At 42.6% G+C, this 11,600-nt stretch carries 11 protein-coding genes and 1 pseudogene; 5 read left to right on the top strand and 7 right to left on the bottom strand.

Going from position 1 to position 11,600, the window contains the following annotated elements; genetic code table 11:
• Positions 1-391 precede the first annotated feature (391 nt).
• The 4 genes from F941_RS07020 to ftsY all read right to left on the bottom strand — a co-directional run bounded on the left by F941_RS07020 (position 392) and on the right by ftsY (position 3,973).
• Positions 392-1,009, bottom strand: coding sequence for a DUF2057 family protein (locus F941_RS07020; RefSeq protein ID WP_005009366.1), 618 nt, complete (start codon positions 1,007-1,009; stop codon positions 392-394).
• Positions 1,010-1,190: 181 nt separating this feature from the next.
• Complete coding sequence (locus F941_RS07015) at positions 1,191-1,784, bottom strand: nitroreductase family protein (protein ID WP_005009365.1); 594 nt, start codon at positions 1,782-1,784, stop codon at positions 1,191-1,193.
• A gap of 201 nt (positions 1,785-1,985) precedes the next feature.
• Positions 1,986-2,669 carry a nitroreductase family protein gene (locus tag F941_RS07010; protein ID WP_005009364.1) on the bottom strand — a complete coding sequence of 228 codons (684 nt, stop codon included), beginning with the start codon at positions 2,667-2,669 and terminating at the stop codon, positions 1,986-1,988.
• Between the two features lie 197 nt (positions 2,670-2,866).
• Positions 2,867-3,973 carry a signal recognition particle-docking protein FtsY gene (gene ftsY / locus F941_RS07005; protein WP_005009363.1) on the bottom strand — a complete coding sequence of 369 codons (1,107 nt, stop codon included), beginning with the start codon at positions 3,971-3,973 and terminating at the stop codon, positions 2,867-2,869.
• Between the two features lie 248 nt (positions 3,974-4,221).
• Between ftsY and F941_RS07000 the strand changes: the two genes are divergently transcribed.
• Positions 4,222-5,532 (top strand): M16 family metallopeptidase, encoded by a 1,311-nt coding sequence (locus tag F941_RS07000; RefSeq protein WP_228128342.1) that lies wholly within the window; start codon positions 4,222-4,224, stop codon positions 5,530-5,532.
• An 11-nt stretch (positions 5,533-5,543) separates the two neighbouring features.
• A complete protein-coding gene (locus F941_RS06995) occupies positions 5,544-7,142 on the top strand; it encodes a M16 family metallopeptidase (protein ID WP_005009361.1) in 1,599 nt (532 codons plus the stop codon).
• A gap of 373 nt (positions 7,143-7,515) precedes the next feature.
• Here F941_RS06995 and F941_RS06990 read toward each other — a convergent pair whose 3' ends face one another.
• Entirely contained in the window at positions 7,516-7,878 is a 363-nt protein-coding gene (locus F941_RS06990; protein ID WP_005009357.1) for a hypothetical protein, read from the bottom strand.
• Positions 7,879-8,121: 243 nt separating this feature from the next.
• Here F941_RS06990 and F941_RS06985 point away from each other — a divergent pair, with 243 nt between their 5' ends.
• The 3 genes from F941_RS06985 to F941_RS06975 all read left to right on the top strand — a co-directional run bounded on the left by F941_RS06985 (position 8,122) and on the right by F941_RS06975 (position 9,413).
• Complete coding sequence (locus F941_RS06985) at positions 8,122-8,355, top strand: SEL1-like repeat protein (protein ID WP_005009355.1); 234 nt, start codon at positions 8,122-8,124, stop codon at positions 8,353-8,355.
• 140 nt (positions 8,356-8,495) lie between these two features.
• Entirely contained in the window at positions 8,496-8,873 is a 378-nt protein-coding gene (locus F941_RS06980; protein ID WP_005009354.1) for a DUF2750 domain-containing protein, read from the top strand.
• A gap of 108 nt (positions 8,874-8,981) precedes the next feature.
• The gene (locus tag F941_RS06975; protein WP_005009353.1) at positions 8,982-9,413 is read left to right on the top strand and encodes a CBS domain-containing protein; all 432 of its coding nucleotides are present in this window, start codon (positions 8,982-8,984) and stop codon (positions 9,411-9,413) included.
• 259 nt (positions 9,414-9,672) lie between these two features.
• Here F941_RS06975 and trpB read toward each other — a convergent pair whose 3' ends face one another.
• Together trpB and F941_RS06965 are read right to left on the bottom strand one after the other, a co-directional pair.
• Entirely contained in the window at positions 9,673-10,881 is a 1,209-nt protein-coding gene (gene trpB / locus F941_RS06970; protein WP_005009352.1) for a tryptophan synthase subunit beta, read from the bottom strand.
• Between the two features lie 123 nt (positions 10,882-11,004).
• Positions 11,005-11,598, bottom strand: a pseudogene (locus tag F941_RS06965) (VWA domain-containing protein); the annotation flags it as partial.
• Positions 11,599-11,600: the final 2 nt, after the last annotated feature.

Genomic DNA, 11,600 nt, shown 5'->3' with positions numbered 1-11,600 from the left:
TACCATCAATCAATGAAAATAATTTCGATCAATCAACCAGTAAAAATCCACACAAGTTGTTCTTCATAATCTCTTAATGATCTTCTTAATACTTCATCAGTATTAAGAATAACACTTGAAAACAGCAACCTTACATCGCGCTTTCCGTGTTGATGGTGGCTATTCTATACATAAAAAAAACTAGCGCAACCCTTTTCCTCATTAATTTTAGAAAAGAACGCTCTAATGTTTATTTTTTATCCTAAAAGAGTATTTTTAGCTTAAAAACATCTATTTTTCTAGTCTTTTTACACTTTCTCACACTTAATTATTACGAACTTTATCTCCCACATGAAAAAAGCCAGCAATAGCTGGCTCATTAAAAGTTTACATTTCCACGTTGACGGTTATGTTAGTTTGACTGTTCTGCGAGCCAAGCCATAAATTTCTGACGTTCAGCCTTAGAAGACTGCTGCCATAAGTGAATCAATGGCTGGCCTTGATTTCCTGAAGCTGATACTGGCTGCACAGCTGCAATTTGATTGACTGCAGCTTTGTCATTGGTCAAATCAACAGATTTATTATTAAAGAGCCCGTCACTGAACCAATTTCTTTGCTCTGATTTGATACCTGCTTGCTGTACAAGCAGCTTATTTTCCTTGTTATAAAGCCCAAAAATAGGCTGATCCTTATATTTTTGCGCTTCATCAAAATCTTGTGGCGCCTGCACCAATGCTAATCGATAGGTTTCGCCATCCACTAAAGCAGGTGTTTTTAATGCAACAATGCCCGATTTAAGAATATCGTGCGAGTTATCAGCATGCTGGAAATACCCAGAATAACGCACATTGATGGTATTTTCTCCAGCTTTAATTTTGTATTGGCTTTTTGCTTGTAATAGGCCGCTGCTGACTTCCTGATTATTGACGGCGACAATTTTAATTTCCTCTGGAACTTTTACTGTAACTGCAGAAAATGCAGTGCTGCTGATCATCAATGCTGAAATTATTGCAGAAACTCTTAAAGGCATAGTAAGCCACTCGTTCATTGCTAAGTTGCATGCATACTGCTATGCATGCATGACATTTTGATGACAGCGGCGGTTTAGAATATTTTTTACCTTTATTCATCATTTTGAATGCCATTCTGACAAAAAAAGAGCGCCCAAGCGCTCTTTTTTAAATCTTTACCGCAATATTAATGCATTCTAATCAGTTAAAACTTTTAAAACGCTCACTGTTTTCCATAAACGTTTTTTCACCCGCTGGCGCTTCAATTGAACCAAATACCAATTGAGCACGCAGCTTCCAGTTTGCTGGAATATCAAAAGCGGCCGCAACCTCATCATCAATAATAGGATTGTAGTGCTGCAAAGATGCGCCAATGTTTTGCTCCGCCAATGCAGTCCAAACTGCAAATTGAGCTATCCCTGTAGAGTGTTCAGACCACACAGGAAAATTATCAGCATACAAAGCAAACTGTTCCTGCAATGCTTTTACCGTATCTTGATCTTCATAAAAAAGAGCGGTTCCAAAACCAGCTTCAAAGCTGTTGATTTTTGCATCGGTATTTGCAAATGCCTCTGCTGGAACAACTTTGCGCAAAGCTTCACGAACCATATTCCAAAATTTTGTGTGCGACGCGCCATATAAAGTGACAACCCGCGATGTTTGCGAGTTGAATGCAGAAGGGCTGTGACGCACAGCATCTTGAATGATTTGTTCTATTGCGCTTTGTTCCTTCGATACATTTTTACCAATTGCATAAATGGTACGGCGCTGTTTTATTTGATCTAGAAATGACATATTTAAATCTCGCTCTTGTTTTCAACTGCTTTCATCTGATGAACTCATCATATGCCAAACTATAGACAATCACATGACTAAAACTATGACATAGTGTCTTATATATAGAACAGCTGGCATAAAAATTACAGCATAATGCCAGAGAAACAAAATACCAAAACGAATGCCCTATCAATTCATTTCAAAAAATTTCATTTATGCTTAAGCATAAACACGGAATTTATCATAATCATCCTGTTCTTCTTTTTCTGCCGCCTTCTCTTCAATTGACCCAAAGACCAGCTGAGCGCGCATCAACCAATGCGGCGCAATACTGTAATGATCAGCAATAGCGCTATCAATTAAGGGATTATAGTGCTGCAACGATGCGCCCATCCCCGAATCCGCCAATGACGTCCACACCGCAAACTGCGCCATGCCAGAGGTTTGCTCTGACCATACTGGAAAATCAGCAGCATTGAATGGCATTTTTTTCTGAAGCTGCTGAATAACTTCCTGATCCTCATAAAACAGCACCGTGCCAAATGCATGCGCGCACTGATCAATTTTCATTTCAACACTTTCAAAAATAGCATTCGGCACATTGCGTTTCTGCGCTTCTTTTGCAATATCCCAAAACTGCTGATGAGACTCCCCAAACAGCACAACAATCCGAGTACTCTGTGCGTTAAAGGCGGATGGGCAGCTTCGTACAGATTCCTGAATAAGTTCTGCAATATATGCTTGGCTGAAATGAACTTTTTTTCCCAGTTTGTAAATACTGCGTCTTTTCTTCAGCTGATCGACAAAAGTGATTTCGGTTGAATCATCCGGCTTTCTTTTAAATTTAAAATCTTTGGTCAAATCCGCAGTCAGCACATGACCTATTTTATTGAATAATTCCATCATGATCCCCCAATATTCAAAATTAATAAACAACTCATTATTTGCTTTATTCTAATAAAATTATCCGTCAGTTAATTCGCTCAACCTCCCCTTATGATGTTTTTTAAATCAACCAGTTATAATTAAAAATAAAAAACTCCGCACTTGGCGGAGTTTATGTGACTTATCACACACTACAGCATTTTAAAGCAATTGCTCTATTTATCCGTTTCGAATAAAGCAGCAACAAAGGATTTGGCCGAGAATGGACGCAAATCGTCAATTTTTTCACCAACACCAATAAAGCGGATCGGCACGTGTGTCCGGCTGGCAATATTGAACAAGACCCCGCCTTTGGCTGTACCGTCTAATTTGGTAATGGTAATCCCGGTTAAACCCACTGCCTCATCGAACATTTCAACCTGATTAATTGCATTTTGACCTGTACCTGCATCTACCACCAGCATGACTTCATGGGGCGCAGTTGCATCAATTTTTTGCATGACGCGTTTTACTTTGGTCAGCTCTTGCATCAGGTGGCTTTTATTGTGTAAACGGCCGGCAGTATCAGCAATTAATACATCAATGCCTTTTGCACGCGCGCTTTCAAAAGCATCAAAAATCACAGAAGCGCTGTCGGCCCCGTGACCTTGCGCAACCACAGCAATATTATTGCGCTCACCCCAAATTTGCAGCTGCTCTGTAGCCGCTGCACGGAATGTATCACCTGCAGCCAGCATGACTTTCTTGCCTTCGCCCTGCAAACGCTTAGCCAATTTGCCAATTGTGGTGGTTTTGCCTACACCGTTTACACCGACAACCAAAATAACATATGGCGTTTTGTTTGGATCGATATGCAAAGGCTTTACACGCGGCGCAAGCAAAGCAACCAACTCTTCCTGAAGCGCTTTATACAGAGAATGTGAATAAATCAAATCACCGCGCGCTGTCCGTTCAGTTAAATTTGCAATAATTGTTTTGGTGGCTTCTACACCAATATCGGCAACCAGAAGCTGCTCTTCAACCTCTTCCAGCAATTCATCATCAATTTCTTTACCGCCGATCAGGATGTTCACCATGCCGTCTGTAAAGTTTTTGCGGGTTTTCGTCAAACCGTCCTTCATGCGGCCAAAGAAACCGCCTTTTGATGGCGCTTCTTCCTGCTGCGGCGCTTCTGATGCTACAGGCTCAGAAACAGCTGCTTGCTCTTTTGGAGTTTCAATAATAGGCACATTGACCGCAGGTAAACTCGGTAATGTGACATCATCATCTCCGATATCAGCATCAATCAAAAAATTATTCTGCCCATTAGATTGCTGTTGCATGCCGAATCCTTGAAAAGCATTGCGTTAAAAAAGCTGATTCTAGCATAAGTTCTTTATTTTTGAGCCTTTCACCGCCGCCCTATCCTCAACACACCAAAAAACAACAACCTGAACTTGCGTTCAAACTGCAGATTCTAAAGAATAGAATAAAATCATGAGCTTTTATTTGGGATTCCATGTCCAAAAATATAATGCGCTGCACACAGTTCAATTTTCAGATTTTATCTGCCGGATTGCTCAGCTTATGCATGCTGAGCGCTAATTTACATGCAGACACCCGCGGCCAGTTAGCTCGAACCACGTTTGAAACTACCTTAAACAATGGATTAAAAGTCATTATTCGAGAAGACCACCGCTCGCCTATGGTGATGACGCAAATTTGGTATAAAGTGGGCAGCAGTGATGAGTCAGGCAATCTTCTGGGCATTTCTCACGCACTTGAGCATATGATGTTCAAAGGCACAAGCAAAGTGCCCAATGATGAATTCACCCGCCTCAGCCGAATTTACGGCGGCAGCATCAATGCAGCCACATTCACCAATTACACCAATTATTACCAGCTCTACCCTAAAACCTATTTTCCGATGGCGCTGGAGCTTGAAGCAGACCGCATGAGCAATCTGCTGCTGCGCCAGCAAGACTTCGAGCCTGAAATAAAAGTCGTCATGGAGGAGCGCCGGCTGCGCACCGATGACAGCCCTCGCGCTTTAGCTTTTGAACGTTTCAAATGGATTGCCTATCCCACCAGCCATTACCGGCAGCCCGTGATTGGGCACATGAAAAACCTCCAAAACCTTCAGCTGGATGATCTAAAAACATGGTACAGAAAATGGTATACGCCGAATAATGCCATATTGGTGATTGTCGGTGACGTTGAATCAGAAGCTGCCCTTCACCAAGTGCAAAAATATTTTGGAGATATTCCTGCCAAGAAAGCGCCGCCCCGCAATGATGTGCTGGAGTTTGAACGGGTGGGCTACCGGCACATGGAAATTGAATCCACTGTGCAAGTGCCGAATTTATATATGGCATGGAATGTCCGCTCATTGGCAACCGCCAAAGACCCTCAAGATGCCTATGCCTTAAACATTATCCGCAGCATTTTAGACAGCGGCATTTCTTCACGCTTTCAGGACCGCTTAGTGCGGGACAAAAAGCTGCTGACCGCTGTCAGCGCGTCTTATGACCCTTACAACCGCGGTGACAGCTTGTTCTCTATCTCAGCTTTGCCGGCAGACGGTGTTTCTCTTCAAGAGGCGCAAAAAGCCATTCAGACGGAAATTGATCTGCTTAAAAATGAACTGGTGGATCCCGCAGAAGTTTCCCGCATCTCCACCCGATTTATTTCCAGCTTAATATACAGTCAGGATGATATTGCAGGTCAAGCCAAGATGATTGGCAATTTAGAGGTTAACGGCTTGAGTTACCGCTTAATGGACGAGCTGCCTAAACATTATGAAAACGTTAGCCCTCAAGATATTCAGCGTGTCGCAAATGCATACTTTATCAAAGATAATTTAAGCACTTTGTATTTGACCCCTGAAAATAAATCAAAATAATGGACAGCCTCATGTTGCATAAAACCGTCATCATTTTTATCGCCATGCTTGCCTGTTCATCTTCAATTTCTGCTGAACAGACAGACAGCTATTTAAATACCGAACCAGATGTTCATGATAATCCAAGCCAGCTGCAGTCGATTCCCATACTGCAAAGCCTGCGCAATTTAAAACAGCTAGAAACACATGCGCCCTATGTTCACGACTTAAAAAACCGCTATAAGGTGCGCACCTTATTTGTCGAATCTCAAGATTTGCCAATGGTTGATATTCAATTGACCTTCAATGCCGGTTCCGCGCGGGATTTGGAAATCGGCAAAGGCCTATATGGTCTCTCTAATATGGCTGCGGGACTAATGGATGAAGGAACTGAAAAATTTACAGCCAGCCAAATCGCCAGTGTTTTTGAACAAAGCGGCGCACAATTCAGCATCCAGTCCTATCGAGACATGTTTATTGTCAAGTTAAGAGTGCTTTCAGATCCGCAGAAGCTTGAACCCGCTTTAGCCATGATGATGGAAATCCTCAGCAATGCCGTTTTCAAAAAAAACAGCATTAATATGACACTGAGCAACTTGCAAACAGGACAAAAACAGCTGCAGGAAAGCCCGGGCCGCTTAATGGGCATTCGATTCTATCGTGAAATTTATGGGCAGCATCCTTATGCGGAACCGGTGACGGGCACCAATGGCAGCCTCAAAAAAATAACAACAGAAAACCTTAAGCAGTTCCGAGATAAATTCATTGTGGCGCAAAATATGAATATTGCCATTACTGGCAAACTGACTGCGAAAGAAGCGCTAAAACTGTCAGAAAGAATAGCGGGCAATATTCAGCAAGGGGAACACGCGCAGGCTTTACCCGATCCGGAAGAAAAAAACACACTGAATATTGTGCATATGCCATACGACTCTGCGCAGGCGCATGTCATGTTTGGACAAATAGGGACAACTAGAAATGACCCTGACCGTTTAGCACTGGAAATAGGCAATAAGCTGTTTGGCGGCGGCGGATTTAACGCGGTGCTTATGCAGGAACTGCGGGTGAAGCGCGGCTATACCTATAGCGCTTACAGCGCATTCAGTTTCAGCCAGTCGCCAGGCATATTCAGCTTCAGCTATTCAACGCGCCAAGATCAGCTGATCGACAGTATCCGCGTTGCTCACAAAGCATTAACTGATTTTGTGCGGCAGCCCATAGACATCAATCAGCTGAATGAAGTGAAAGCCGGCATGCTGCGGGCCTATCCAAACAGCTACAGCAGCAATGCATCCATTAATGCGCAGCTTGGCCTTTTAGGGTTTTACCAGCACTCGGCAGATTACTTAGACCAATATCCTAAACTGCTTGAGAAAATCACGGCGGAAGATGTACAAAACGCGGTCCGCCGGCATTTACACCCTGATCAGCTCACCATCATTGTGGTAAGCAAAACGCTGGACAAAGCTGAATTAAATGGCATTTTACAAAGCAACTTGCAGCCAAATGCAAATACTCCGGTTAATACCACACCTGCCATAGCGCCTTTGCCTTCTAAGGCTGTTCCTCTGCCAGTGCCGGAAGCTGATGAGCCCTTGCAGTCTCAGCTTGATAAGCATGCATCAGCTTAAGATACTGCCCCATAGTCACTTCATGCTGCTGGCTCAAGGCCACGGCTAAATCTTGTGAATCCGGACAGCTTTGCTGTTCAGAGATTATAAGGATATTGTGCATTTTTTGTGTGGAAATAGGCCGATTCAAGGCAAGCAACCCCAAAACCAGGATGAGCGCGATAATAAAACTGACAAATATGTTGTAGACCTGTTCTAGCCCAATTTTTGATTTGAATTGAAGAATTTTTTTTAGGTCAATAGACATACACTACCTCGAATTCAAAGTAGTGTATGACCGCTATTCAATAAGTTCAAGTCAGCCTGTTTATTTCTCATCCAAACCGCCCATTCAATACGGCAGTATTTAAGGCAGGATGCTCTAGCCCGACAATTAACTGCTCAGGATGCGCTGAATAACCGCGAAGTACAAAATCAGCGCAATGATGGCCATGACAATAACGACTGCAAAAATACTAACCCCGCCTTCTGCATATGCCGGATGCAATTCATCATCATCCGCAATCCGCAGCAGCTCGCCATTGTACATCTCGTAAAAATCTTCACGCTGCGCAACATCCAGTTCACGGGTAAAATCATAAACCCGCTTGCGCTGCGCCAAACCAAAATCCCCCAAATGAATTTCCTGATGAAAAATAGCTTCATCCAGTCTTTGCCGATGCAAATGCGCTAAAGCTACAATCTGTTCTGCCGTAGGAGGCATATCAAAATTCAAACCATCCAAAGTTCTAGTCATCATACTTCTCCTTATTGTTAACATCTTCTTATCTAACTATATTAATAAAAATTAAAACTGTTCATTGTTTAATCATGTAAACTAGCAGACATAGAAAATAATTTACATGTTTTGTTGACAATTCAACTTAATTGTAATATTACTTTAATAATACTTAACTATAGTAGTTATTGATAGGTCGAAATAGGCACCTATCTGAAGTAGGCAGATGTAAGCATAATTAGAATAAGGAGTAACTTTAATATGATGCAACAAATCTCTCAACATGACTTAGAGCATGTGTATGCAAATGCAGTAAATACTATTCAATCTCAAATGAACTTTGTAGATGCAGTTGAAGAACTGGAAAGCGCAGCGCGTGCTGGGCATGGTAAAGCGGCATTGTTTCTTGCGGAACTTTATTATCAAGGTTTCCGTGTTGAACGCGATTCACTCAAAGCGCAATACTGGCAGAAGATGGCCACATTGCAAGCGTAAACAAACGTCACCTAGGTGGCGTTTTTTAATGCCTGAAGATTGTTAAGCAAACATATTTGCTTACGATTTTCAGCAAAGCTTACACAGTAATTTCATCTGCTTTTTCTACAATAGATCAAACCGCATCAAACAAAGCACCCATGACAAAAATCAATCAATTGCAGCCTATCTCCAAAGATCTTTTTTTTAAAATCACCATTTTAAAAACCATGATGTATTGCGGTGTTTTATGGGGCTTGTACCATGAAGGCTGGGCCATGAGCAAAGATGGGGATGATTTTATTTTTCCATTTTGGCTAAATGGCCTGCAAGCGCATAAATATGCAAAAAAGCACTGGCCAAACTATCAGCCGAAGAAAATCACATCGGCAGATTTTGAACAGTCATTAATGCCGACACTCACACGGTTAAAAGTGACGCCGGCGCTTTATAACGCATACAATCACAAGAAGCTAAAACTGTCGACACAGCTCATGCGCCATTTCTTTTTCTCAGGAAAAACAGCGCACTTTGCATAATATTCACATTATTTATTGAATTGTCAAAATAATGAACGCTGAAGTATTTGCTTTTTTTTGTATTCGCGTTAAGTTAAAGCAAATAATAACTTTAAGGGATACACGATAATGACCACAGTTGCACAAGTTTTACAAGATAAGCCACAGCACGCCATTCATACCATTGCTCCAGATGAAACGGTTTTAAAAGCGATTTCGCTCATGGCGGATAAAGGGATTGGCGCATTGGTCGTGACCCATGAAGATAAAGTAGTCGGCATTCTTTCAGAACGCGACTATACACGTAAAATAGCACTGATGGAGCGCACCTCATTCAATACTACTGTCAATGAAATTATGACTGCAAAGGTGCTTACAATTACCCGCACAGCAACTGTAGAAGATTGTTTAGAATTAATGACTGACAAGCATTTGCGCCATTTGCCTGTAGTTGAAAATGAACGCTTAATTGGCCTGATTTCCATTGGCGATTTAGTTAAGGCAGCCATGGAAGATCAGAAGAAACTGATTGATCAGCTGCAGCAATATATTTCAGGCTAGACAGTTAAACGGCGATACTATAAATCGTTGATTTTCATTAGACATAAAAATCAGCCAAAACACATTGTCATTACAATAAAATGACAATGTGATACCATCATTCAAACCTAAGCTTCCAGCTGACTCCTTCATATCCAGAGATTTGGCTTAAAACGGTTAATTCCCTTCACTTGTTTAAACCACATTTGGATGACGGCAAAAAATATCCCTATAAAAATAGGGATATTTTTTTGAAATAAATTGTATGATCAGGTCAAACTCAATTTAACCCAAGCTTTGCCGCTACATAATCTGCATCTTTATCACCGCGGCCAGATATATTGACTACGATTTTAATATCTTTGCCAAGTTTAGGCGCTTCACGCAGCGCCCAAGCCACTGCATGCGAACTTTCCAGCGCCGGTACAATGCCTTCTACACGCGACAGCGTCATAAACGCATCCAAACATTCTTGATCCGTTGCCGTGGTATATTCCACCCGCCCTAAATCTTTCAGCAGGCTGTGCTGCGGGCCTACGCCTGGATAATCCAGCCCAGAAGCAATAGAATGCACTGGCAAAGGCTCACCTTGATCATTCTCCAGCACATAACACGCCATACCGTGAATTTGGCTAGGCTTGCCTAATGTCAATGTAGCAGAGTGCATATCTGTATCTAAACCATGCCCTGCAGGCTCAACCCCAACAAGCTTGACATCCGGATCATTTAAAAAGGCCGTAAATGCCCCCAGCGCATTAGAGCCGCCGCCAACACAAGCCACCACATAATCTGGATTTGCGCCAAAACGCGCACTGGTCTGCACTTTAATTTCTTCACCGATAATCGCCTGAAAATCCCGCACCATCATTGGAAATGGATGAGGCCCAACCACAGAGCCAATGGCATAAATATAATTTTTCGGATCTTTTAAGTATTCTTCAAAGGCGCTGTCTACTGCATCTTTCAGCGTTGCTGTACCGCGCGTCACCGAAATTAAGCGGGCACCTAAAATTTTCATTTTCACTACATTCGGATGTTCTTTTTCGATATCCACTTGCCCCATGTGAATTTCACACGGAATCCCCACCAGTGCACAGGCGGTTGCCAAAGCTACGCCATGCTGCCCTGCGCCTGTTTCCGCAATGACTTTGGTTTTGCCCATATATTTAGCTAACAGCGCCTCGCCCAAGCAATGGTTAATTTTATGTGCGCCCGTGTGGTTTAAATCTTCACGCTTTAAATAGATTTCTGCGCCGCCTAGTTGATCGGTTAAACGCTTAGCAAAAAATAATGGGCTTGGGCGGCCGACATAGTTGGCAAACAGGTCTTTAAGTTCATCTTGGAATTCTTCTGTATGGCGGATCTGCTCATAGGCTGCATTAATGTCATCCATCGCCTGTTTTAAGTCTGGCGGAATAAACTGGCCGCCATAAACGCCAAAAAAACCTTCCCGATTTGGCAATGCGATGCCATTAATTTGATGTTCCATATTAGTTCCCCTTGTTTATAAGCGCTTAAGCAAAAGACTGCCCTGATACTAACGAATTTTAATCAAATACAACAAGCCAAATTTCAGCTTCTCAGACAGCAGCCTTTCAGTATATACAAGTGGTTAGCGCGCTAAATACTTGGTCATATCCTCAATACCCTTCAGCGTCATTGGGAACATATGATCTTCAAAAATCTGTTTAATTAAGCCAATGGTCTGCGTGTAATGCCAATAACTTTCTTCTTCCGGATTCAGCCACGCGGTTTTATCAAAATGCTGACGCAGGCGCTGCAGCCATACGTTTCCGGCTTCATCATTCATATATTCGACAGAGCCGCCTACGGATGTGACTTCATACGGCGCCATGCTGGCATCACCCACCACAATCACCCGGTAATCGCGGCCATAGGTATTGAATAAATCCCATGTATTCATACGCGTATTGGAACGGCGCACGTTATCTTTCCACACATAATCATATAGGCAGTTATGGAAGTAAAAATATTCCAGTGTTTTAAATTCTGTCTTAGCCGCACTGAACAGTTTTTCGCACTGGGCAATGTGTGAATCCATTGAGCCGCCCACATCAAACAGCATCAATACTTTAATACGGTTGCGGCGCTCGGGCACCAGCTGCACATCTAAAATGCCCTGCTTGGCGGTTTCACGGATGGTGCTGTCTATATCCAGCTCGTCTGCTGCGCCTTGACGGGCGAACT

The organism is Acinetobacter bouvetii DSM 14964 = CIP 107468 (assembly GCF_000368865.1).
Lineage (GTDB): Bacteria > Pseudomonadota > Gammaproteobacteria > Pseudomonadales > Moraxellaceae > Acinetobacter > Acinetobacter bouvetii.
This window is presented reverse-complemented; position numbering and strand designations above follow the sequence as displayed.

What these genes read in the sequence shown, in the direction of transcription:
- F941_RS07020 (WP_005009366.1), bottom strand. Translation starts at nt 1,009, where the DNA reads ATGCCTTTAAGAGTTTCTGCAATAATTTCAGCATTGATGATCAGCAGC.
- F941_RS07015 (WP_005009365.1), bottom strand. Translation starts at nt 1,784, where the DNA reads ATGTCATTTCTAGATCAAATAAAACAGCGCCGTACCATTTATGCAATT.
- F941_RS07010 (WP_005009364.1), bottom strand. Translation starts at nt 2,669, where the DNA reads ATGGAATTATTCAATAAAATAGGTCATGTGCTGACTGCGGATTTGACC.
- ftsY (WP_005009363.1), bottom strand. Translation starts at nt 3,973, where the DNA reads ATGCAACAGCAATCTAATGGGCAGAATAATTTTTTGATTGATGCTGAT.
- F941_RS07000 (WP_228128342.1), top strand. Translation starts at nt 4,222, where the DNA reads ATGCTGAGCGCTAATTTACATGCAGACACCCGCGGCCAGTTAGCTCGA.
- F941_RS06995 (WP_005009361.1), top strand. Translation starts at nt 5,544, where the DNA reads ATGTTGCATAAAACCGTCATCATTTTTATCGCCATGCTTGCCTGTTCA.
- F941_RS06990 (WP_005009357.1), bottom strand. Translation starts at nt 7,878, where the DNA reads ATGACTAGAACTTTGGATGGTTTGAATTTTGATATGCCTCCTACGGCA.
- F941_RS06985 (WP_005009355.1), top strand. Translation starts at nt 8,122, where the DNA reads ATGATGCAACAAATCTCTCAACATGACTTAGAGCATGTGTATGCAAAT.
- F941_RS06980 (WP_005009354.1), top strand. Translation starts at nt 8,496, where the DNA reads ATGACAAAAATCAATCAATTGCAGCCTATCTCCAAAGATCTTTTTTTT.
- F941_RS06975 (WP_005009353.1), top strand. Translation starts at nt 8,982, where the DNA reads ATGACCACAGTTGCACAAGTTTTACAAGATAAGCCACAGCACGCCATT.
- trpB (WP_005009352.1), bottom strand. Translation starts at nt 10,881, where the DNA reads ATGGAACATCAAATTAATGGCATCGCATTGCCAAATCGGGAAGGTTTT.